Source organism: Leucobacter insecticola, assembly GCF_011382965.1.
GTDB lineage: Bacteria > Actinomycetota > Actinomycetes > Actinomycetales > Microbacteriaceae > Leucobacter > Leucobacter insecticola.
In genome coordinates this window covers 2,155,372-2,178,368 of record NZ_CP049934.1, presented here as the reverse complement: position 1 = coordinate 2,178,368, position 22,997 = coordinate 2,155,372, and the positions used below count along the sequence as shown (strand labels likewise).

Genomic DNA, 22,997 nt, shown 5'->3' with positions numbered 1-22,997 from the left:
AACACTTGGATGCCTGGTTACTGGCAAGCGAACGAGTCGCGGGATTCCTGGGGGCTCCGCGACTCGTTCTTGATTGTGTGGGGTGCGATAGTTTCTTAGTGCGGGAGAAAGGTTGGGGCGGGTCATGCAAATTCTGATTGTTGAAGACGATTCTCGTGTCGCCGACGCACTTGGTTCTTACCTTCGACGCGAAGGCTACACCACTCGTCAGGTCGGTGACGGTGCTTCGGCAGTCGCAGCCGTGAGCTCTGAGACCGAGGCGGTGATCCTTGACCTTGGCCTCCCCGACATAGACGGCATTGATGTCTGTCGACGTATCCGCGGCGTGAGCGGTGTGCCGATCCTCATCGCTACTGCGCGCAGTAACGTAGAGGCCAGGATTAGGGGCCTGCAAGCTGGAGCCGACGACTTCGTCGTGAAGCCCTATGACGTGCGTGAGCTCATCGCTCGTATTGAAGCGGTTACACGGCGCACTCGTACCGCGCCGATTCCGATCGGCGAACAATCACTTGTCAAGATTGACGGAGTCAGCATAGACCTGGCCAATCGGGTGGTTACCGTCGACGGTCTTTCGGCAGACCTCACTCCGAAGGAGTTCGATATTCTCGCGGTGCTTACCCGATACCCAGGGGTCACGATTCCGCGAGACCGGATTATTCGCGAGGTGTGGAAGACCGACTGGGCCGGGTTTAGTCGCTCGCTTGAGGTGCACGTTGCCTCGCTTCGACGCAAGCTTAACCGCCCCGAAATGGTCGCGACCGTGCGCGGCGTCGGCTACCGATTGCTGGGGGGCCAACGGTGCGCAGACGCATCATAGTCGTCTTCCTGCTCCCGGTGGTCCTGATGTTGCTGGCGATTTCTGGGGCCTACGGTTGGAGCGCCGCCCGGAGCAATCAGCAAAACGCCACCACCCAGTTGCTGAGGGATCTCAGCTATTTTGTGCCAGGGGTGCGACAGGCGCTGCAAGCCGAGGACCCCAGCATCATCAAGAGTGAGCTCGATCGCTATGCGTCACTCTACGGCTCCCGGATCACGGTTTATGATCGCTCCGGTACTGCCTGGGTCAGCAGCGTGACTAGCAGCAGACTCAGCGGCACATCTACCCAGCAGGCGGGCAGTGACGTCGCTGAACAAGTGGGGCTCGCGCTCTCGGGGCGACGTTCGGATCCGATCGAGCCATCAGTACCTTGGAACGCGGCAGAGACCGTCATCGTTGAACCCGTATTTGATGACGACAGTGTGATTGGCGCGGTGCAGATATCTGCGAGCCTGGAATCCTCGCAGCGGGCTATTCTCACGCAGTGGAGCATGCTCTTTCTCGGCGGAGTCATCGCGATTATGGTTCTCACCTGGACTGTGTACTGGCTTGCAAGTTGGGTGCTTCGCCCCCTACATCGTGTTGATGCCGCCATGGCTGCTATTGAGAGTGGCGAGATGGGGGCGAGAATTGCCGACAATACCGGTCCGCCCGAGGTGCAACGCATGGTTCGCATGTTCAACCAGATGGCCGAAGAAATTGAGCGCGTCATGACACGGCAGCAAGAGTTTGTGTTCAACGCTTCGCACGAGTTGCGCAACCCGCTTGGGGCCTTACTGCTGCGGGTCGAGTTCTTGGCTACCGGTCTCGATGAGTCCTGGGATGAAGCCGTTGAGAGCACTCGAGAAGAGGGACGGCGCATGACGCGGATCTTGGACACCCTGCTCAACATGGCACGGGTCGGCAAGACTGATTCGGCGTTTGCGGCTGTTGACCTGCAGGAGATAATTGTGGCGAGGGTCGAGGCCTGGCGCGACCGCGGGGTGGAGCAGCAGGTCATGGTGCTTGCAAGCGAAGGGTCCCCGAAGTTGAGCGTGACTGATCGCACCGGCCTGGAAAGCGCGCTCGATGCAATAATTGATAATGCCCTAAAGTTTGCTCCTCCAGATACCAGCGTTGAGGTGGCGGTCACCGAGCACGAGAGCGAGTACGTCATCACGGTTCGGGATCGCGGCCGTGGTCTCGATACCCGGCAACTCGAGTTGGCTACTGACCGCTTTTGGCGCAGCTCGCTTGATCAGAACGTTGCGGGCACTGGCTTGGGTCTTGCGATCGCATCGGACCTTATGGATACGCTGGGAGGAAGGATCGTGCTCGAGTCTCCTCAGGGGGGTGGGCTGCAGGTGGCGCTGTGCTTGCCAATCGATGACTCAAAACAAAGACCCATAGCTGAGAAAGCGGATGGATCTCATGCGTGAGCGATGGCGCAATTCTGGGGCCGGCCCGCGCACGAGACTACGGCTTCTTGCGGGCCTGTTGGTGACGGTTTACGCCGTCGCTGCACTCGCTGGCTGCGACAGCGCGGCAAGCAGCGCAGGGCGGCAAGTGATTGCCGGTGGTGCATCGACTGGCATCTACTACGCGTACAGTTCGGGGTTCGCGGAGCAACTTCGCGTTGCCGGGTTCGACATCGTCGCTGAAGAAACCGGAGGATCCGTAGACAATCTGATGCGGGTCGGCAGCGGCGATGCCCTGCTCGGTTTTGCGCAGGCAGACACGGCGGCCGATGCGGTTGCTGGAGTCGGTGCCTTTCACGCCAAGATCCCCATTGCCGCCGTTGCGCGTGTGTACGACGAGTACGTTCAGCTCGTTGTACCCGCTTCTTCAGCGGTCAGGCAGCTTTCGGATCTACCAGGTCTACGTGTCTCAGTAGGGGAGAAGCACTCCGGTGTCACGGTGATCGCAGATCGAGTACTTTTGGCCGGTGGTGTTCGAGAGGGCACGTTTACCCGGCGAGAACTCGGGATCGATGATTCGATTGCTGCGCTTGAACGGGGCGAGATCGACGCATTCTTTTGGGTCGGTGGTGTGCCCACACCTGGCATTGAATCACTCTCAGAACGAGTCGCATTGCGCATGATCCCAATTGGCCCAGAAACCGTTGAAAGAATGGACCTTGGGCGTGCGGGGGTGTATCGGGTGTCTGCTTTGCCGCTGGGCGCCTACGACACATCAGGGACCGTGGAAACCATGATGGTGCCGAACTACCTTGTTACCTCGACTCAGGCTTCGGAGCACCTCGTGTTCGAGGTCACCAAGGCGCTGTTTGAATCGCGCGCAGAGCTTTCCCGCACCGTTCCAGCGGTTGCGCTGCTCGACCCGAGACAAGCAATCTTTACGTCCCCCGTTCCATTGCATCCGGGCGCTGAGAAGTACTACGTGCAGAACAGAAATAATCCCTGATCGGGAATCCTACGAACCTCAAGAAAGATCAACGCCAACCTCAAGATACGCTCAAGGCGCGTGCCTTCGTCTCTTTCGCTCGTTAGCCTTGGCACGAACGGTTCGAGGGTGAGCAAAACTATCGCCGCCCGAGCAGCCGAATGAGTAGACGGTATGCCGAGGCAGCGCAGCACGCGCTCGCGGTCGTGATCCAAAGGTGGAACAGTGATGAGTACGAGCGATCCGCTGGTCGTCGTTGAAAACGTGCAGAAGCACTACGGCGAGTTCCAAGCGCTGACCGATGTGAACCTTTCAGTCGCGAAGGGTGAGGTCGTGGTTGTGATCGGTCCTTCCGGCTCCGGAAAATCGACGCTGTGCCGATCCATTAACCGCCTCGAGACCATCACGAGCGGATCGATCCGAATTGACGGAACCGAACTTCCCGCAGAAGGCAAGAGACTCGCGCATCTTCGTGCCGAGGTCGGTATGGTGTTCCAGTCCTTCAACCTCTTTGCGCACCTCACCATTCTGGAGAACGTGACCCTGGGGCCCATTAAGGTGCTCGGCCATTCAAAAGGAGACGCGGAGAGGGAGGCGATGAAGATCCTCGCCCGCGTTGGCGTTGAGAAACAGGCGGAGAAACTCCCAGCACAATTGTCTGGCGGACAGCAGCAGCGCGTTGCGATTGCTCGCGCCCTGGCCATGCAGCCGAAGGTCATGCTGTTTGATGAGCCGACAAGCGCACTCGACCCTGAGATGATCAACGAGGTGCTTGATGTGATGATCGGCCTCGCCAAAGACGGCATGACCATGGTCGTCGTAACCCACGAGATGGGGTTCGCGCGCAGAGCAGCCGACCGCGTGGTGTTCATGGCGGACGGGCAGATTCTGGAGACCGGAACACCCGAGCAATTCTTCAATGATCCCCAGACTGATCGCGCTCGCGATTTTCTCTCAAAACTCATCACCCACTAGATCACCCCTGGGTCACCCCTCTTTGGGGACCCGCAAACCAACCGAAGGGAAACGCTTATGCGGTTCAAGAAAGCTTTCGCAACGATCGGCCTCATGAGTGTGGCCGCGCTCGCCCTGAGCGGCTGCGCCGACGGCGGCCCGACCGACGCCAATGGTGGCGGCAACTCTGCGACTGTCGACATGCCCTGGACTGTCGCCGAGAATGTGACGCTCGAGGGGAGCCCGACCTTTGACGCGATGCAGAAGCGCGACAAGGTCGTCATCGGAGTCAAAGAAGATCAGCCGAATCTCGGCTACTACGACAACGTCACGCAGGAGCGCAGCGGATTCGATGTTGACGTTGCCCGCTGGATCGCAGCTTCGCTCGGTTTCAAGGAAGACCAGATCGAGTACAAGGCCATTGCTTCGGCAAACCGTGAGCAGGCCATCGTCAACGGTGACGTTGATTACTACGTCGGCACATACTCGATCAATGACAAGCGCAAGAAAGAGATTGATTTCGCTGGCCCCTACTTCGTTACGGGTCAGGGTCTTCTTGTGAAGAAGGGCGATCAGGACTACCAGTCGCTCGACGAGCTTGAGGGTAAAAAAGTATGCTCCGCGACCGGGTCGACCCCGATCCAGAACATCAAGACGAATTTCCCCGGAATTAAAACGGAGGAGTTCGACCTGTACTCCGCCTGCGTCGATAGTCTCAAGAATGGCCAGGTCGATGCGGTGACCACAGACCAGGCGATTCTCATCGGCTATGCTGCTCAGGATCCCGAGAAGCTGATGGTCACAACAGGCCCGCTGCTCACGGAAGAACAGTACGGTATCGGCCTTCCGAAGGGTGACGATGCACTCCGCTCACACATCAACGAACTCTTGACTGACGGCGGCGATATTTGGAAGAAGATCTTCGAGAAGGATTTGGGCAACTCTGGCATCACCGTTGACCAGCCCAAGGTTGACGCCTACTAAATCCCTGGGTTTGGGGCGGTGTAGCCGCCCCCAAACCCCATCACCATAGAAGGTAGAGGAATGGACGTCATCTTCGGAAACCTGGATCTCTGGGGGACCGCGATCAAGAACACCCTGATCGTCTTTGCGGGTGGTGGAGCTATCGCTCTGATCCTCGGAATAGTCGTGGGTGCCATGCGTGTGTCGCCGGTGCCCATCGCGAGGGGGGTCGGTACGGCGTATGTGAATATCATTCGTAATACCCCGCTCACCCTCGTCTTCTTCTTTTTCGTTCTGGGATACCCCGCGCTCGGTCTCCCGCGGTTGAGCTCGCTGGTGCTCGGGATCATCGCCATCGGTATCTACACTGCAACGTATGTGGCAGAGGTCCTGCGGGCGGGGATCAACACCGTGCCGGTTGGTCAGGCCGAAGCAGCCCGAGCGATCGGGTTGCCGTTCGGGCAGGTCATGAGCCTTGTGGTTTTGCCGCAGGCCTTCCGCTCGGTAGTGCCGCCCATGATGAGCGTATTTATCGCGCTTCTGAAGAACACCACCATCGCCGCGGGCTTCTCTGTTTCAGAGCTCGCTGCACTGCGCGCCACCATTAACGACTCGGGAGATCGCCCCGGTAGCCCGATGGAAGTCTTGTTGTGCGTCGCGCTCGTATTCGTCGTGCTGGTGTTGCTGCTCAGCGCGTTGCAACACCGACTCGAGAAGAAGTGGAGGATCGTGCGATGAGTACTTCAGTCTTGTACGATGTGCCGGGCCCCAAAGCGATCCTCAGAAACCGTGTGCTTGCGGTCGCGACAATCGTAGTGGTTGCTGCGATCATCGGCTTCCTTGGGTATCGTTTTGCGCTCTCAGGGCAGTTTTCGCCGACGAAGTGGGGTCTGTTTACCTACGCAACGGTGTGGTCACAAATCTTTGCAGCACTCGGAAAGACCCTCGCCGCCTTTGGCCTTGCCGCGATACTCAGCTTGGTTGCTGGGTTTGCGCTGGCGATCGGGAGGCTCTCCGATCACGCCTGGGTTCGCGTACCGACCACAGCGGTGACTGAGCTCTTCCGGGCCGTTCCCGTGCTGGTAATGATGATGCTGCTCTACTACGGCCTCCCCTCGGTCGGGATGCGAATGGATCCGTACTGGGCAGTGGTCATTGCGCTTGTTGTGTACAACGGTTCGGTGCTTGCCGAGGCGTTGCGTGCGGGTATCGAATCGCTGCCGCGTGGCCAAAAGGAAGCCGGGTATGCGATTGGATTGCGTAAGAGCGGAGTTATGCGTCTGATTTTGCTTCCGCAAGCCGTGCGTGTGATGCTCCCAGTGATCATCGCTCAGCTCGTTGTCACGATGAAGGACACGGCCCTTGGCTTCATCATCACCTACCCTGAGCTGCTGTATTTGGCGAAGCAACTCAGTAGCAATGCGCAGTTCCAGCAGCCGATTTTGCAGTCCGCGTTCGTTATCGGTGGCATCTACATAGTGATGTGCCTAATCTTGTCGGGCATCGCTCGTCTGCTTGAGCAGCGACTGCACCGCAACCCGCGGGCACACGGCGGGCGCGGTGACGATGCCGCCAACACAGGTCCTGCACCGGTTGAACCGGGGGATCCGCGCTTGCATCCCGAAGGAACCGTAACCGAGGTTATTTCTGTGCAGGGTCGAGAATAGTGGACGACATATTCTGATCGCTGAGCCCGCATTCCTTGCGGAAAGGTGAATTGATTGAGCCAGTTCGTCACGTCCTTCATGCTCGTTCCTGAGGGGCTCGGGTGGGGCGGCATCCTGCTTCTCCTTTTGGCAGCGTTTGCGGCCGGATGGATCGATGCAGTGGTCGGTGGCGGGGGGCTACTGCAGTTGCCCGCGCTGCTGCTTGTCCCCGAAATGACCCCACTGCAAGCGCTCGCCACAAACAAGCTCGCCTCGGTGTTTGGCACCGCGACGAGCAGCATGAGCTACTATCGGGCGGTGCGGCCGAGCCTGCGTACGGTGTTGCCGATGGCGGGGATCGCGTTGCTCGCGGCCGTGGGCGGGGCCTCGTTCGCTGCGCTTCTGCCCGCCGCGGTGTTTGCACCCATCATCATGGTGGCACTTATCGCTGTGGCTCTCTTCACAATCTTCAAGCCTGCTCTGGGAGCCGTGACCAGGCTGAGACACGGCGGTGCCAAGCACATCGCGCTGGCCTTCGCTGCGGGCATGGGGATCGGCTTTTACGACGGTCTGATCGGCCCGGGTACCGGCGCTTTCCTTGTGATCGCGTTGGTGGGGCTGCTCGGCTACGACTTTCTCATGGCGAGCGCCCAAGCAAAAATGGTGAACTTTGCGACGAACCTGGGCGCGCTGCTCCTGTTCATCCCCCTGGGCGCGGTCCTGTGGCCCCTCGGGCTGGTCATGGGAGCGGCGAATATCGCGGGGAGCCTGCTGGGATCCCGCATGGCAATCAAACGCGGCGCCAAGTTTGTGCGCGTGTTCTTCCTGATCGTCGTCGCGGCACTCGTGGTGAAACTCGGTTTTGAGATGTGGTCCACGCCCTAGGTCCCCTGCGCGAAGCGTGCCGACGGTAGGATCGATGCATGGCAGAGCGTTCGTGGTCCTTCTCAAATGCGTTTCGTGGCATCTTCAGTGGAGCTGAGCAGATCACCGACGACACGTGGGACGATCTCGAGACCGCGCTGATTACCGCAGACTTTGGCCCGGACGTGACCGAGTCGATCCTGGATCAGTTGCGTGCGGACATCACTAAGCACCGCGTCACCGAGGTCAAAGAGATGAAGCGGATGCTGCGCGACGCGATCGAAGAGCGGCTCGCGGCCTACGATCCGACGCTGCTGCTGTCGGAGCGGCCCGCCGTGATTCTTGTGGTCGGTGTGAACGGCGTCGGCAAGACAACGACGATCGGCAAGTTTGCGAACTACCTGAAGTCTTTCGACAAGCGGATCCTGGTGGGCGCCGCTGACACCTTCCGTGCAGCGGCAGTGGAGCAGTTGACCACCTGGACCGAGCGCGCCGGAGTCGAGATCGTGCGTCCGCAACAGCAGGGACAGGATCCCGCATCAGTGGCGTTCCAGACCGTGCAGCGGGCGGTCGATGAGTCATACGAGGTCGTGATCATTGACACGGCGGGACGGCTGCAGACCAAGGGCGGGCTGATGGATGAGCTCGGTAAGGTCCGCCGCGTTATCGAGAAGCAGGCACCCGTCGCCGAGGTGCTCCTGGTGCTCGATGCGACCACCGGCCAGAACGGACTTGCGCAGGCGGAGGCCTTCATCGAGCATGCCGGAGTGACCGGCCTGGTGCTCACGAAGCTTGACGGTTCAGCCAAGGGCGGGTTTGTGCTCGCGGTACAGGAGAAGACTGGGCTGCCGATCAAGCTGGTCGGTCAGGGCGAGGGCATCGGGGATCTCACCGGCTTCACCCCGCACGTCTTCGCGCAGCAGCTCGTCGGCTGATCCGGCTTCGTCCTGTCGCCAGGGCCCACTGTGTGCGCCGCTTGTTGTTATCGGCCCGCACAACAACAACTTGCGCACACGCTAGGGGTTCGTCGGGGCGTCGGGCGCGTGGGGGTGAGGGCGTGGGAGGCGAGGGTGCGTGGGGTGGATCCTGGGGCTACTGCACCGCGCGGGTGCGCGGGCCGAGATGCTCGGGTGAGTAGACGCGTCGGGAATGCTTTCGCGAAGCTGAGAGTGACTCCCAAACTCGGGGAGTAGACCGGAGCTGGAAGAAGTCACACTCGAGAAAGGCGCAACATGCAAAACCTCACGGTGCTCGGAACAGGCGTACTCGGTTCTCAGATCATTTTCCAGTCGGCGTACGAGGGTAAAACGGTCGTTGCGTATGACATCAGTGACGAGATTCTCGCCAAATTGCCGGAGCGATGGGAATACTTGAAACCGCTCTACCTGCGGGACCTGCCCGATGCGACCCCAGAAAAGCTCGATGCCGCCGTGGGCGGATCCGCGCGACCTCCGATCTTGCCGACGCCGTGGGTGACGCGGACATCATCATAGAAGCCGTGCCTGAACGGCTTGACATCAAGCAGCAGACCTGGGAGAAGGTCGGCAATCTCGCTCCGGAGAAAACGATCTTTTGCACCAACTCTTCGACGCTGATGCCGAGCGACATCGCGCCGTTCACGGGCCGTCCCGAAAAGTTCCTCGCGCTGCATTTTGCCAACGAGGTGTGGTCGAAGAACACGGGCGAGGTGATGGGACACCCCGGCACTGATCCGGCAGTCTTTGAGGCGGTTGCGCAGTTCGCCGAAGAAATCGGGATGGTTCCGATCCGGATCCACAAGGAGCAGCCGGGATATCTGCTGAACTCACTGCTGGTGCCGTTCCTGTCTGCCGCAGGCACCCTGTTGGTGCGCGGGGTGGCGTCTCCCGAGGACATTGACAAGACCTGGAAGATCGCGACGGGTGCGCCAACTGGACCGTTCGAGATCTACGATGTTATCGGCATGATGACGCCCTACAACCTGAACAAGGACAGTGCCGATCCGGAGTCCCGGAAGTTCGCCGAGTACATTAAGACCGAGTACATCGACAAGGGTTGGTTGGGCAAGGGATCGGGACGCGGCTTCTACGAGTACAACTGATCGGGCGGTGAGCCGGGTAGACTGTTCCCGCTATGGCTACTTTCGGAAATCTGTCTTCGCGGCTCACCGACACCTTCAAGAACCTTCGCGCAAAAGGGAAGCTGTCGGCCGCGGACGTCGACAGCACAGTGCGCGAGATTCGACGTGCGCTCCTTGAGGCCGACGTCGCCCTCGATGTTGTCAAGGACTTCACCGGCAAGGTCCGCGAGCGGGCGCTCGGAGACGAGGTCAACAAAGCGCTGAATCCTGCGCAGCAGGTCGTGCAGATCGTGAACGAGGAACTCGTTGAGATCCTCGGCGGCGAGCAGCGGCGACTGCAGTTCGCCAAGAACCCGCCCACGATCATCATGCTCGCGGGCCTCCAGGGTGCTGGTAAGACCACGCTCGCCGGCAAGCTCGCGAAGTGGCTGCGCGAGCAGGGCACACGCCTCTGCTGGTCGCGTGTGACCTGCAGCGTCCGAACGCGGTGACGCAGCTGGGCGTCGTCGCCGAGCAGGCGGGTGTTGCGATCTTTGCGCCCGAACCCGGCAACGGCGTCGGGGATCCGGTGAAGGTTGCCAAGAAGGGTATCGCCGAAGCGAAGAGCAAGCAGCACGACTTTGTCATCGTCGATACCGCCGGTCGGCTCGGTGTTGATGCAGAACTCATGAAGCAGGCTTCCGACATTCGCAAGGCCATCGATCCTGATGAAGTGTTGTTTGTGATCGACGCCATGATCGGTCAAGATGCGGTGACCACCGCGAAGGCCTTCCAAGAGGGCGTCGACTTCACCGGCGTGGTGCTCACCAAGCTTGACGGCGACGCCCGCGGTGGTGCGGCGCTCTCGATCCGCAGTCTCACCGGGCGGCCGATCCTGTTCGCCTCAACGGGTGAGGGTCTCGGCGATTTTGAGCCGTTCCATCCTGACCGCATGGCGAGCCGGATCCTGGATCTCGGTGACATTCTCACCCTCATCGAGCAGGCGCAGCAGAGCTTCGACGAAGAGGAAGCGCGCAAGGTCGCCGAGAAGATCGCGAAGGATCAGTTCACCCTCGACGATTTCCTTGGCCAGATGCAGCAGCTGCGCGGCGCCGGCTCCATCAAGAAGATGATGGGCATGCTCCCGGGCATGGGCAAGATGAAGGATCAGCTCGAGAACTTCGACGAGCGTGAAATTGTGCGTACCGAGGCCATCATCCAGTCGATGACCAAGGAAGAGCGGCAGAATCCAAAGATTCTGAATGGCTCTCGCAGGCTCAGGGTCGCCAAGGGTTCGGGCATGACCGTGACCGATGTGAACGCGCTCGTGCAGCGTTTCGAGCAGGCCGCCAAGATGATGCGCACCGTTGCCCGCGGTGGGGTGCCACAGATCCCCGGTATGGGGCCGATGCCCGGCATGGGGGGACACGGCGGCAAGAAGAAGCAGCAAGCAAAGGGCAAGGGCGCAAAGCGCTCAGGCAATCCTGCAAAGCGCGCAGCCGAGGCCGCTGGTAGGCCCGCTGCACCGGTCGGCGGCGGTTCTGGCTTCGGCCTCGGTGGTGGTGCGGGTGCTGCGCCGAGCGAAGATGAGCTTGCCAAGATCCAGCAGATGCTGGGCAAAGGGCTGCGCTAGCGCTGTGGGCGCGTGACGTCTTCGACTAAAACCCCTGATCCTGGAATAAATTGCATTTCTTGGGCTGATGTGGCAAACTTGACAAGTTCGCGCGAACTGCGCGTCTAGGCTTCCGTTCCCGCTGGGTGCGGCGTCGTAATCGTTTATCCCAAGGAGTCATTCATGGCTGTAAAGATTCGCCTCAAGCGTCTCGGCAAGATCCGCGCCCCCTACTACCGCATCGTCGTGGCAGACTCGCGCACCAAGCGCGACGGTCGCGTGATCGAGGAGATCGGCAAGTACAACCCGATGGTGAACCCGTCGTTCATCGAGGTTGATTCGGATCGTGCGCAGTACTGGCTCAAGGTGGGCGCTCAGCCGACCGAGCAGGTTGCTGCTCTGCTGAAGCTGACCGGCGACTGGGGCAAGTTTAAGGGTGAGGGCGAGACCGAGTCGCGCGTGCTCGCTCCCGAGCCCAAGGCCGTTTTTGAAGCCGATGCAAAGAAGAAGCCGGTTCTTCGCCCGAAGGCAGAGAAGCCCGCTGAGGCCCCCGCTGCTGAAGCTGCAGCTGATGAAGCCCCTGCAGAGGCTCCCGCTGAAGAGGCTCCGGCTGAGGAAGCCGCAGCTGAGACCACCGAGGCCTAATTACCTTGGCAGATCAGGCGCTCGCAGAGGCGCTCGAACACCTCGTCTCGGGAATTGTCGAGCACCCCGACCGGGTACGCGTGTCCTCACGTGACTCCGGTCGAGGTGAGGTGCTTGAGGTTCGCGTGCACCCGGCAGATCTTGGCCGCGTCATCGGTCGAGGTGGGCGCACCGCGCAGTCGCTCCGCACGGTCATCTCCTCGCTCGCTATCGGTGAGCGTGTTCGAGTTGACGTCGTCGACACCGACGTTGCCGACTCGGAGCCGGTAGATGGCTCGGAGGCTCCGTCAGATTCTTCCGCGCCCTCGGAGAACGAGGCCTAATGGCTGACGCTCCCAAGCGCGTGCAGGCTCCCCGTCCCAACTCTGGACCGGGGAGCCTGCGTGTAGGACGACTCTCCAAACCGCACGGCCTCAAGGGCGGTCTGAAGCTCGAGCTTTTCACCGATAATCCAGAGCTGCGGTTTGTTCCCGGCGCGGTCTTCCACCTCCAAGTCCCCGAGGACTCGATGTGGTTTGGCCGCACGATCACCCTGCGCGAACTTCGCTGGTTCAACGCATCACCGGTCGGCTTCTTCGAAGAAGTGCAGGACCGGACGGCGGCCGAAAGTATCGTTCGTGCGATCCTCTGGATCGACGAGGCCACGGTCGCCGAGGGGACTGAAGACAACGCCTGGTACGACCATCAGCTCGTGGGTCTCGCGGTGATGCGCGATGGTGTGAAAGTGGGTACGGTCGCAGAGGTGCAGCATTTCCCCGCACAGGATCTGCTGACGGTAACAACCGATCGCGGTCCCGTTCTCGTTCCGTTTGTTGAGGCAATCGTCCCACGCATCGACCTCGAGGCTGGGCTCGTGCACGTCACCCCTCCGACTGGCCTCTTTGAGGAGATCCCTGATACAGATCCCGAGCCTGACGCGTGAGAATCGACGTCGTTACGATCTTTCCCGGGTACTTTGACTCCCTTGAGCTTTCGCTGCTCGGCAAGGCGAAGAGTCGGGGATTGCTTGACGTGCGGGTGCACGATCTTCGGGACTTCGCCAGGGACAAACACCGCACCGTTGACGACACCCCCGCCGGCGGTGGCGCGGGGATGGTCATGAAGCCGGAGCCGTGGGGTGAAGCGCTCGACGGGATCCTGACAGACACGCCCGACACGCAGCCACTGATCATTTTCCCCTCGCCCGCGGGAGAGGTCTTCACGCAGCCGATGGCCCGTGAACTCGCCCAGGAGCAGCATCTGGTGTTCGGCTGCGGTCGCTACGAGGGCATAGACCAGCGAGTCTTTGACGAGTACGCGGAGCGTGGCCGAGTGAAGCTCGTCAGCATCGGTGACTACGTGCTGAACGGGGGAGAGGTCGCCTCGATCGCGATGATTGAAGCGATCGGACGCCTGATCCCGGGCGTCGTCGGCAACCCCGAAAGTCTCGTCGAGGAATCTCACGAGGAAGACGGACTCCTCGAGTACCCGAGCTACACGAAGCCCGCGGTGTGGCGCGAACGCGAGGTGCCTCCGGTGCTTCTCGGCGGCAACCACGCAGCAATCGCGCAGTGGCGGCGCGAGGCGAGCATCGAGCGGACCCGTCGTGTGCGCCCAGAACTGCTCCCGCGCGAACTCGACGATGCGCCCCGCGGCCGCCACGCCGCGGACTAACAGTGTGCCCTCACTCGGACTCCTGCGGCACTGAACACTAGGCTTGATACATGCGTGATTTCTTCTCGGCCGTTATCGGTAAATCGGTGCGGCAGCTCGCGCGGCTGCGCGGTGGCGGATCTGCGCTTCCCGGCCTCGTGATCGAGCGACTGGATCCCGGGTTCCTACCCAGAGTGCTCGGGAGGCTGCCCTACGGGGTTGTCGCGGTGAGCGGTACAAACGGCAAAACGACGACAACGAAGATGATCGTGGAGATGCTGGAGGCGCGCGGCCTGCGGGTCTTTACGAACCGCACCGGCTCCAATTTTTCTCGCGGTGTCATCGCTGCGGCGGTGCAGGAGTGCAGCCTGAGTGGCAAGCTCGACGCGGATGTGGCGGTACTCGAACTCGATGAGGCTCACGCCATGTATTTCATCGAGCGAGTGAAGCCGCGCTTCACGCTGCTCCTCAACGTGTTGCGGGATCAGCTCGACCGCTTCGGCGAGATCGATACCACCGCCAAGCTGCTACAGCGCATCGCCGACGCGACGACCGAGGGGCTCGTCGTGAACCGTGAGGATCGCCTCGTGGCGGCGATCGGTGAGCAGACGCGAGCGCGGGCGGGATCCGCACCAGAAGTCCGCGAATTCGGCCTGTCGAACGCGCTGCTCTCGACCTTCCCGAGTGATGACGATTTCCACGCCGGATCGTCGACCGATGCGAGCCTTTCGGCGGCCGCGGAGCGGCCCGACGCCGACGTCACGCTCGTCGAGCTGGGCGATCACGAGGCCGTGTTCCGGATCGACGGCGAAGACTTCCGCACGAAGCTGAAGCTCGAGGGCCTCTACAACACCTTCAACGCGGCGGCGGCGCTGTCCACCGTGCGGATGGTGATGCAGGCTTCTGAGCTTCATGGGCACCCGGCAAAATATCGTGCACAGGAGACTCCCGAGGATCTGATCGCGGCCCTTGCCGAGGTGCGCCCGGCATTCGGACGCGGTGAGCAACTCATCCTCGACGGTCAGCCGCTGGATCTGGTGCTCGTGAAGAACCCAGCAGGCTTCCGACTCGGCTTGGCCTCCTTTGACCCCGTGGGCGTGGGAGTGATGATTGCGATTAACGATCAATACGCCGACGGTCGCGATATGTCGTGGCTGTGGGACGTCGAGTTTGGGTCACTCGCCGCTGGCGGAGTTGCGACGGTGAGCGGCAGCAGAGCGTGGGACATGGCGCTGCGCCTTGAGCACGATGACGTTGTGGTGGGTGGCGTGGAAGAAGACCTGACGCGCGCGCTGCAACGTTTCCGAGACGCGACCCCTGACCAGCCGCGCCGCATCTACTGCACCTACACGGCGATGCTCGCCCTCCGGAAAACACTTGCGGAACTGACCGATGTGGAGGATATCTGGTGAGTGACGTCAATGAATTGGTGATCGTCTCGCTCTATCCGCGCGACATGAACATCTATGGCGACCGTGGGAACGTCCTCTCGCTATCACGACGCGCGCGTGCGCACGGCTTCGCGCCGCGCGTCGTCGAGGTGAACCCGGGAGACCCGCTGCCGGCGCAGATCGACATCGTGCTGGGCGGCGGCGGACAGGACTCCGGTCAGGGGAGGGTTGCCGTTGACCTCGTCGCGCGCGGAAACACGATGCGAGATCTCGCCTCTGACGGCGTGCCGATGCTGATGGTGTGCGGGCTCTACCAGCTCTTTGGCCATCGTTTCCTTACGCACACCGGCGAAGAACTCACTGGCATCGGTGTGCTCGACGTTGAGACCCGGGGCGGCGAGGAGCGGATGATCGGTAACATCGTGCTCAGCTCGGACGAGTTTGGCGAGATCATCGGCTACGAGAATCACAGTGGGGACACCACGGTGGGACCGGGATCCAAGCCCCTCGGTAAAGTGCTTCAGGGTGCCGGCAATAACCCTCGCGACGGGGTGGAGGGCGCTCGTACCAACAACGTGATCGGGACCTATCTGCACGGCTCGTTATTGCCCAAGAACCCCGCCATCAGTGACTTTTTGATCGCCGAGGCGGCTCGACGGCGGTACGGCTCTTTTGAGCCTGCAGCGGGTGACGACCTCACGGTGCAGCGCGCACGGGAGAGCGCAAAACGTCGACCTCGCTAGTGACCATCGCAGAAGACTGATCAGGGCATCCTGTTGTGAACCTGATAGCTTCCTCATTGAATGTGTGTATAGTGACGGTGTATTTCTGGGGAGCTACACCTGTTGTTGACTGTGAAAGATCCAGTGTTGGAGTGCGCAATCACAACAGTTCATTTGCTGCGCGAACAAAGGGGAAACCGGTGCGCGAACATATTGGCATACGTCGAAAGGCGTCTGAAATCATTGGAGTCGGGGCGGTGGCGCTCTTGGTGCTCGGGAGTGTGTTTGCTGGAGGTAGCATCGCCCACGGCGCTCCAGACGATACGGTCGTCTTCGCTGACCGTAAACTGCAGGAGTGCGTGGCCTTTGCCTTGCACTATGACACCTCAGCGACGGTCACCGAAGCGGAACTCGCGGACGTGGCCAACCTCTTCTGCGGGTATAGCGGGATCACCGATCTCGATGGGCTTGAGTACGCGACATCTCTGCAGTATCTTGAACTGGCTGATAATGAGATCTCGGATCTGGGACCAATTGCGGGCCTCACCTCGCTCCGTACGCTTGATGTAACGGGTAATCAGATCGCGAGCCTGGAACCGCTGAGGGGGCTTTCACAGCTCGAGGCCATCTATGGCAAGCTCAACAGGGTCGCTGATTTGCGACCGCTAGCGGACCTTGCTGCGCTCGAACACCTTGACCTGACGGCCAACGAGGTCAGCGAGCTGGGGTCGCTTGCGGGGCTCACGCAGATGCGCTCCCTCGCGCTTGCCGAGAATCACATCTCGGATCTCACGCCGCTGGCGGCACTGCTTGACGTTAACTACTTGGATTTGCGCCAAAACCAGGTGGGGAACCTGTCGGCTCTCTCGGGAATGAGCTACCTGTCATCCCTCAACCTCGAAGAGAACCGGGTGACTGACGTGTCGCCGCTGCAGGGGAAGAACCGCCTCTCGGTTGTGCTTCTTCGGGCAAATCAAATCGCCGATGTATCCCCACTCGCGGGCTTAGGGCCAGAGTGGGCGACCTTGGAAGATCAGGTCGTCACCGCACCGGACGCTGTCGTGGACGTTGCCGTAGCGAATCCGCTGCGCGACACCGAGGGTGAGGTCGTTCCGACGGCGGATTACTGCGTTGAGGCTGGGTGTGCACAGCAGCTCTATCCGGATGTGGCGACGGGAGTTACCACGACGTGGAATGTTACCGATCAGCTGATGCGATTTGAATTCAGCGGAACCCTCGTGCGAAATGTCGTTGATCCTCAGACGGCCCCCGCTCCGCCAACCATCACGGGGACCCCGCCGAATGGCGTGGTGGGAACGCCGTACACGTTTGACTTTATTGTGAGCGGTGATCCCGATCCGACGGTGTCACTGAACGCGCAGATCTTACCGCGGGGCCTCGAGCTGAGTGCGACGGGGACGCTGTCAGGGGTCCCGACCCTTGCTGGCACGTTCACGTTTACCGTGCAGGCCGAGAACGGTGTGGATCCGATCGCAACGCACGAGGTCACCGTCGTGATCGCGGAACCCGCGAGTACGCCGCCGCCCAAGACGAACCCACCCAATACAAACCCGCCCAATACAAACCCGGGCGGCGAGAAGCCGACGGTACCCGATAATCCGGGCGGCACCCTCCCGCGCACCGGAGCATCGCAGGCCGAGTGGGCACTGTCGGTTGCGGCAATCGCACTCGGTGGAGTCGGTATGGTGCTCGCGATGCGGCGGAGAAGTAGGCTCTCGTAGAAAAATTTCTACGGGCCGGGAATATTCGCACGCATGTAAAAGTTGTCCTCTGATGTACCGCAACATGACTGAAAGGGACACCAATGACTATTACGACCGAGCAGATCCCCGGCTACCGCGTGGGCACCTGGACGATTGATCCCACCCACTCCGAAGTTGGGTTCTCGGTCCGTCACCTCGCCATCAGCAAGGTGAAGGGGAAGTTTGAAAGCTTCGACGCCACTTTTGTGACGGCCGAGAACCCGCTTGAGTCGTCGGTGGTGGCGTCCGTGGACGTCGCCTCAGTAAACACCAACGAGAAGAACCGCGATGCACACCTGCGCACCGGGGATTTCTTCGCAGCGGAGGAACACCCGAAGCTGACTTTCTCATCCACCGGTGTTCGCGCGGAGGGCGGCGACTTCTTCGTTGATGGAGAGCTGACGATGCGTGGAGTGACGAAGCCGGTGACGTTTACCTTGGAGTTTGGTGGGTTCGGTGAGGATCCCTACGGCAACTACAAGGCGGGGTTCACCGCCACTACTGTGGTCAAGCGTGAAGACTTCGGACTGAGCTGGAATGCCCCGCTCGAAAAGGGGGGCCTTCTGCTCGGATCTGATGTCACCATCAATATCGATGTGCAGGCGGCGCTCCAGGTCTAGATCCTGCGACTCCTCCGTCGCGCAGGATGACGGGTGGGCACAGGCGGCGCTCCAGGAGTAGGGTGCGCCCTGTCTAATCGAGCTCGCCCGTAATGCGACCGCGCACGCGGCGCAGATCCTCCATCAAGGATCCGATCAGCACCCAGTGTTCTGGGTGTGGTCGAAGAATCGTGTACGGCGTTGTTAGTGCCGCCGGTTCCGCGTGAGACACCTCCGCGGAACCGGCGCCCGCCAACCGCTCCAGATCATGAGCGGCGCGACGCATCTCTTCCACCATGCCGATCACGGCCGGATCTGTAGTGAGGTCGGCCTGATAGAGATCGTAAACGGCGCGGGACATTCCAATCACCTGGGTCACGATTGGTTGCAGCCGTTGGAAGAGCTCATCATCCGCAGCAAGGCCTTGTTTGTGGCGATTGCTACGCGGATTCAGTCGCAGACTCTCGCGCGCCTGGCGCAGTAGCCCGTGAACGCGCTCGCGTTCCGCCTGCAGCTTCCGCGCTTCAGCGTGCATTGCGGTGAGCCACTCGGTATCCCGGGGTTCCGCGAGACTGTCAGCGATTTGCCGCAATACACGGGCAGAGTGTTCCGCGAGGCTCTTGATTGCAGCGTGGACCGAGGAGGTTCGAATTGGGGCGATGACGAGGGCGTTGAGGGTGACGCCGATCGCTGCGCCAATGGCCGTCTCGATGAGGCGCTCAAACCCGTACCCGAGCTGCAGACCGCCGAGGGCGATCATCAAGAGCGCGCTGATCGCGACCTGATTCGTTGAGGTCGGGGTCATCCGAAGCACCCAGCCGACGCCCATTGACACGATGATGGCCGCGATGAACAGCCACGACTGCGGGCCGAAGATGACTCCCGCCCCGAGCGCAACGGATACGCCCAGAAGCACTCCGACAACACGCTCGATTCCGCGGGTCAAAGACTGATCGATGCTGTCTTGCACCACGATCAGAGCGGCGATCGCCCCGAAAATGGGAAGCTGTTCGGGGAAGAGCAAAAGGCATACGAACCAGGTCAAAATCGCTGCTGCGGCGCCTTTCAATAGCTGCAGCAGAGAGGGGCGCATGGAGACCGTAAACCTGTGCGTGAGTCGGCGCTCGATACGCCGCCACGGGCGTGTGGGCGGAGCCGTCACAGTAGCCCCAGTTTAAGGAGCTCCTCGCGCAGCGAAGCGCCATCTGGCCCGTACACCCAGGGCACCCCGCTCGTACTGCGATGCAGGCGCGCTTTCGAGCGCCCGCCCGCGAGCACGGCTTCACCAATGGAAAGCTGCCGAATTGCCACGGCGGCAACGTTCTCGGGGTGTGCGGTTGCAAACTCGTGATACAGCGCCTCGTCGTGCTGGCCATCGTCGCCAAACAGTACCCACCGCACGCCAGGAAATTCGGCTGCGAGACGCTTCAGTTCCCGCTGTTTATGTTCGCGACCACTTCGAAACCACCGGTCGTGAGTCGGGCCCCAGTCGGTCAGGAGGAGCGGTCCCATCGGATACAGGTTCCGGGCGAGAAAACGGCTGAGCGCGGGCGCAGCGTTCCAGGCGCCGGTGGAAAGGTAGATCACTGGGGATCCCCGGTGCGCGGCGACGAGATGATCGAGCAGCACCGCCATCCCCGGAGTTGCCGAGCGCGCATGCTCATCGAGCACAAAACTATTCCAGGCGGCGACAAAGGGCTTCGGAAGCGCGGTCGTAAGAATGGTGTCGTCGACGTCGGAGACGACGCCGATGCTGGCGCGAGGGTCGATAATCTTGACCGGCGCCGCGGCTGCTTCGCTGCTCCCGGCTTGCAGCGTCACCGTGTGCCAGCCGGGGGAGAGGGAGACTGGCACATTGGCGTCGATCACGCCGCCTCGATCCGCGAAGACCTCTGCCACTGGTTCATCGTCGATCAGCACACGCACGGGTTGGTGTGGCACAGACAGGCTCGTGAACGTCCGCCAGCCACGCACCCGCGAGACCGCGGCGACGTCTGGCCGAAATCGTGTGTGTTCTCGAGATTCGGGCCTCAAGTACAGCACTCGGCCGAGGATTCGTACCCACTCTGTCGAGCCGTAGCCAATATAGGGGATAACCGAGGGCGACTTTCCACGAGAAATCGCGCGACGAGCGCGACGAACGTGCAGCCAGTCCTCCAGCCGTGCTGCAAAGCGGGGCCGGGAATCGGGCTGCTCAAGCGAAGTCACTCGACCAGTCTAGAGGTCTGATTCCGACACGCCGGGGCCCGAGGGAAAATGTGGTGAGAATACCAAGGTGAGAGTTAGCTTCACATCGAGAGTTATTCGCAGGGAACTCTCAGAATGGGTATTATGGTGGATGACTGGTCGCCGACCAGTAGCTCCGGCGGGAATAACATCCCGTTGCGGATCTCACTAAGGGAGTGCTGCCCTCTGGTGAGGTGCGGCGTTCTTCGTTCAGGAGCAACACATGAACGAATTTCTTGACCCGCTCGTTCTCGCGCGCTGGCAATTTGGACTGACAACGCTCTATCACTTCATCTTCGTGCCGCTCACGATCGGGCTCAGCTTGCTGGTCGCGATCCTGCAAACCGTTTGGGTGCGCACCGGCAAAGTGAAGTACCTGAAGCTCACACGTTTGTTCGGGAAGATTTTCCTTATCAACTTCGCGATGGGCATCGTTACCGGCATCGTGCAGGAGTTCCAGTTCGGTATGAACTGGTCCAACTACTCCCGCTTCGTCGGTGACATCTTTGGAGCACCGCTTGCAATGGAGGGCCTGATCGCCTTCTTCTTCGAAGCGACCTTTATTGGTCTCTGGATCTTCGGTTGGGACAAGCTCCCGAAGAAGATTCACCTGATGACCATTTGGTTCACCTGGCTCGGCACGACGATCTCCGCATACTTCATCCTTGCGGCGAACGCCTTCATGCAGAACCCCCAGGGCTTCGAGATCAACGCAGAAAAGGGCCGCGCAGAACTCGTCGATATCGGCGCAGTGCTGACCAACCCGATCGCCCTCGGACAGTTCCCGCACACCATCTTTGCTGCCGTCATGTTCGGCGGTACGGTGATCGTCGCAGTCGCTGCCTGGCACCTGAAGCGCAACCAGTACGTTGACGAGATGCGCACCGCTCTCCGCTTCGGCGCCTGGGCCAACATCCTTGCCTTTGTCGGTGTGGGCCTCACCGGTCACACGCTCGGCATGACAATGACGCAGGCGCAGCCGATGAAGATGGCTGCCGCGGAAGCGCTGTACAACAACGCTTCCGGAGCAGACGCCTCCTTCTCGCTGTTCAGCCTGGGTACGCCGGACGGCGCACACGAGATCTTCTCCGTGCGTATCCCGTACCTCCTGTCATTCCTCTCCAACGGCACCTTCGACGGTTCGGTCGAGGGCATCCGCGATCTGCAGAGCACCTACGAGCAGATGTACTGCTCCGGCGCTGACACGCTGCTGACCTGCCCGTCTGACGGTCAGTTCGCGCCCGTGATCTGGATCACCTACTGGTCCTTCCGCTGGATGATCGGCCTCGGCTTCCTGGCCGCGCTCGTCTCCGCAGTTGGCCTGTGGATCACCCGCAAGAACACCGAGCTGCCCAACTGGGTATGGAAGGTCGCTATCTGGACCGCTCCGATCCCGATGCTCGGATCGCTTATCGGCTGGATCTTCACCGAGATGGGCCGTCAGCCCTGGATCGTGTTTGGGGTGATGACGACCGAACAGGGCGTCTCCCCGGGAGTACCCGGCTGGGCGGTCCTCGTATCGCTCGTCGTGTTCACCCTGGTCTACGGCGCACTCGCTGTGGTCGAATTCAAGCTCATCTTCAAAGCCGCGAAGGAAGGCCTGCCCGAGATCGAGCACCTTCCAGGCGAAGGTGGCGAAGGCACCGGCGAACCGGACCAGCAGCAGCTGGCCACGGTCTACTAGGAGGACTTGAACATGGAACTCACAACTGTTTGGTTCTTGATTGTCGGAGTGCTGCTGATCGGCTACTTCGTGCTCGATGGTTTCGACTTCGGTGTCGGGATATCGCTTCCCTTCCTCGGCAAGGACGACACTGATCGTCGGGTGCTGATCAACACGATTGGCCCGGTCTGGGATCTCAACGAGACCTGGCTTATCGTGGCTGGTGCGTCGCTCTTCGCGGCGTTCCCCGAGTGGTATGCCACGATGTTCTCGGGCTTCTACCTCGCCCTGCTGCTGATCCTCGTCGCTCTGATTCTCCGCGGTGTCTCCTTCGAGTACCGCCACCAGGGCAAGGGACAGAAGTGGACGCGCTGGTTCGACCAGTTCATCTTCTGGGGCTCGGTGCTTCCCCCCGTGCTGTGGGGTGTCGCGTTCGCGAACCTGGTGCAGGGTGTGCCGATCCGCACGGTTGAGACTGGCGGCTGGATCTACGAAGGAACGCTGCTGACGCTGCTGAACCCGTACGGTCTGCTCGGTGGCATCTGCATGCTGCTGCTCGTCTTCAACCACGGACTTGTGTTCGTATCACTGAAGACGGTTGGCGAGATTCGGGATCGTGCTCGTGCGCTCGCCAAGAAGGTCGGCATTGCCACAATCGTGGTCGGCGCTGCCTTCCTGGTCTGGACCATCATCATGCACATGGGCAGTGACACCATCCTGCTGATCGTCGTCTGCGCCGCGATTGCCGCGGTGGCGCTGATCGCAGCCTGGGTCGCCAACGCCGCAGGCCGCGAGGGCTGGGCGTTCGCAGGGAATGCGGTCGCCATTGCGTTCGCGCTGCTCGCGATCTTCATGGCGCTGTTCCCGAACCTGATGCACTCAAGCCTGGGTGCCGCAGAGTCGATGTCTATCGAAGGGGCCGCAAGCTCCCAGAAGACGCTGGAACTGATGACCTGGGTCGCAGCGATCTGCCTGCCGCTCGTCCTGGCATACCAGGCCTGGACATACTGGATCTTCCGCAAGCGCCTGTCGCGCGAGATGATCCCGGCTGCCGCTCACTAGAGCTGCGATAGATTAGAA

General features: G+C 61.0%; 23 protein-coding genes and 1 pseudogene. 22 read left to right on the top strand and 2 right to left on the bottom strand.

Features of this window, described 5'->3' with window-relative positions; translation table 11 throughout:
- The first annotated feature begins 124 nt into the window (after window positions 1-124).
- The 20 genes and pseudogenes from G7067_RS10065 (at window position 125) to G7067_RS09975 (ending at window position 18,049) form a co-directional block, all read left to right on the top strand.
- A complete protein-coding gene (locus tag G7067_RS10065) occupies window positions 125-817 on the top strand; it encodes a response regulator transcription factor (protein ID WP_166323942.1) in 693 nt (230 codons plus the stop codon).
- Window positions 799-2,235: a sensor histidine kinase gene (locus tag G7067_RS10060; RefSeq protein WP_166323940.1), complete on the top strand. Its 1,437-nt coding sequence runs from the start codon at window positions 799-801 to the stop codon at window positions 2,233-2,235. The genes G7067_RS10065 and G7067_RS10060 overlap by 19 nt, the downstream gene beginning before the upstream one ends.
- Entirely contained in the window at window positions 2,228-3,220 is a 993-nt protein-coding gene (locus G7067_RS10055; RefSeq protein WP_166323938.1) for a TAXI family TRAP transporter solute-binding subunit, read from the top strand. The genes G7067_RS10060 and G7067_RS10055 overlap by 8 nt, the downstream gene beginning before the upstream one ends.
- Before the next feature lie 207 nt (window positions 3,221-3,427).
- Complete coding sequence (locus G7067_RS10050; protein ID WP_166323936.1) at window positions 3,428-4,174, top strand: amino acid ABC transporter ATP-binding protein; 747 nt, start codon at window positions 3,428-3,430, stop codon at window positions 4,172-4,174.
- A gap of 57 nt (window positions 4,175-4,231) precedes the next feature.
- Complete coding sequence (locus G7067_RS10045) at window positions 4,232-5,137, top strand: glutamate ABC transporter substrate-binding protein (protein ID WP_166323934.1); 906 nt, start codon at window positions 4,232-4,234, stop codon at window positions 5,135-5,137.
- 60 nt (window positions 5,138-5,197) lie between these two features.
- Window positions 5,198-5,854, top strand: a complete 657-nt coding sequence (locus G7067_RS10040; protein WP_166323932.1) for an amino acid ABC transporter permease — start codon at window positions 5,198-5,200, stop codon at window positions 5,852-5,854.
- On the top strand, window positions 5,851-6,783 hold the full coding sequence (locus tag G7067_RS10035; RefSeq protein ID WP_166323930.1) for an amino acid ABC transporter permease: 933 nt from the start codon (window positions 5,851-5,853) through the stop codon (window positions 6,781-6,783). The genes G7067_RS10040 and G7067_RS10035 overlap by 4 nt, the downstream gene beginning before the upstream one ends.
- A 78-nt stretch (window positions 6,784-6,861) precedes the next feature.
- Entirely contained in the window at window positions 6,862-7,647 is a 786-nt protein-coding gene (locus tag G7067_RS10030) for a TSUP family transporter (protein ID WP_166326066.1), read from the top strand.
- A 38-nt stretch (window positions 7,648-7,685) separates the two neighbouring features.
- Entirely contained in the window at window positions 7,686-8,561 is an 876-nt protein-coding gene (gene ftsY / locus G7067_RS10025) for a signal recognition particle-docking protein FtsY (protein ID WP_166323928.1), read from the top strand.
- A gap of 297 nt (window positions 8,562-8,858) precedes the next feature.
- Entirely contained in the window at window positions 8,859-9,119 is a 261-nt protein-coding gene (locus G7067_RS14940; RefSeq protein WP_341872819.1) for a 3-hydroxyacyl-CoA dehydrogenase NAD-binding domain-containing protein, read from the top strand.
- Window positions 9,095-9,706, top strand: coding sequence for a 3-hydroxyacyl-CoA dehydrogenase NAD-binding domain-containing protein (locus tag G7067_RS10020; protein WP_341872818.1), 612 nt, complete (start codon window positions 9,095-9,097; stop codon window positions 9,704-9,706). Before G7067_RS14940 ends, G7067_RS10020 begins: the two co-directional genes overlap by 25 nt.
- Before the next feature lie 32 nt (window positions 9,707-9,738).
- Window positions 9,739-11,297: pseudogene (gene ffh, locus G7067_RS10015) on the top strand (signal recognition particle protein).
- A 162-nt stretch (window positions 11,298-11,459) separates the two neighbouring features.
- Window positions 11,460-11,921 (top strand): 30S ribosomal protein S16, encoded by a 462-nt coding sequence (gene rpsP, locus G7067_RS10010; RefSeq protein WP_166323926.1) that lies wholly within the window; start codon window positions 11,460-11,462, stop codon window positions 11,919-11,921.
- 5 nt (window positions 11,922-11,926) lie between these two features.
- Complete coding sequence (locus tag G7067_RS10005; RefSeq protein WP_166323924.1) at window positions 11,927-12,244, top strand: RNA-binding protein; 318 nt, start codon at window positions 11,927-11,929, stop codon at window positions 12,242-12,244.
- Entirely contained in the window at window positions 12,244-12,843 is a 600-nt protein-coding gene (gene rimM, locus G7067_RS10000) for a ribosome maturation factor RimM (RefSeq protein ID WP_166323922.1), read from the top strand. Before G7067_RS10005 ends, rimM begins: the two co-directional genes overlap by 1 nt.
- Window positions 12,840-13,574 (top strand): tRNA (guanosine(37)-N1)-methyltransferase TrmD, encoded by a 735-nt coding sequence (trmD, locus tag G7067_RS09995; RefSeq protein WP_166323920.1) that lies wholly within the window; start codon window positions 12,840-12,842, stop codon window positions 13,572-13,574. Before rimM ends, trmD begins: the two co-directional genes overlap by 4 nt.
- Window positions 13,575-13,624: 50 nt before the next feature.
- Window positions 13,625-14,965: a Mur ligase family protein gene (locus G7067_RS09990; protein WP_166323918.1), complete on the top strand. Its 1,341-nt coding sequence runs from the start codon at window positions 13,625-13,627 to the stop codon at window positions 14,963-14,965.
- Window positions 14,966-15,009: 44 nt separating this feature from the next.
- Entirely contained in the window at window positions 15,010-15,687 is a 678-nt protein-coding gene (locus G7067_RS09985; protein WP_425280712.1) for a type 1 glutamine amidotransferase, read from the top strand.
- 179 nt (window positions 15,688-15,866) lie between these two features.
- Window positions 15,867-17,408 carry a leucine-rich repeat domain-containing protein gene (locus tag G7067_RS09980; RefSeq protein ID WP_166323914.1) on the top strand — a complete coding sequence of 514 codons (1,542 nt, stop codon included), beginning with the start codon at window positions 15,867-15,869 and terminating at the stop codon, window positions 17,406-17,408.
- An 83-nt stretch (window positions 17,409-17,491) separates the two neighbouring features.
- Window positions 17,492-18,049, top strand: a complete 558-nt coding sequence (locus G7067_RS09975) for a YceI family protein (protein ID WP_166323911.1) — start codon at window positions 17,492-17,494, stop codon at window positions 18,047-18,049.
- Between the two features lie 73 nt (window positions 18,050-18,122).
- On the opposite strand, the gene G7067_RS09970 is transcribed toward G7067_RS09975, so the two are convergent.
- The gene (locus G7067_RS09970; protein ID WP_166323909.1) at window positions 18,123-19,190 is read right to left on the bottom strand and encodes an FUSC family protein; all 1,068 of its coding nucleotides are present in this window, start codon (window positions 19,188-19,190) and stop codon (window positions 18,123-18,125) included.
- Window positions 19,187-20,236 carry an App1 family protein gene (locus tag G7067_RS09965; protein WP_166323907.1) on the bottom strand — a complete coding sequence of 350 codons (1,050 nt, stop codon included), beginning with the start codon at window positions 20,234-20,236 and terminating at the stop codon, window positions 19,187-19,189. Before G7067_RS09965 ends, G7067_RS09970 begins: the two co-directional genes overlap by 4 nt.
- Window positions 20,237-20,477: 241 nt before the next feature.
- On the opposite strand from G7067_RS09965, the gene G7067_RS09960 reads away from it, so the two are divergent.
- Window positions 20,478-21,938, top strand: a complete 1,461-nt coding sequence (locus G7067_RS09960; RefSeq protein WP_166323905.1) for a cytochrome ubiquinol oxidase subunit I — start codon at window positions 20,478-20,480, stop codon at window positions 21,936-21,938.
- A gap of 12 nt (window positions 21,939-21,950) precedes the next feature.
- Entirely contained in the window at window positions 21,951-22,979 is a 1,029-nt protein-coding gene (gene cydB / locus G7067_RS09955) for a cytochrome d ubiquinol oxidase subunit II (protein WP_166323903.1), read from the top strand.
- Window positions 22,980-22,997: the final 18 nt, after the last annotated feature.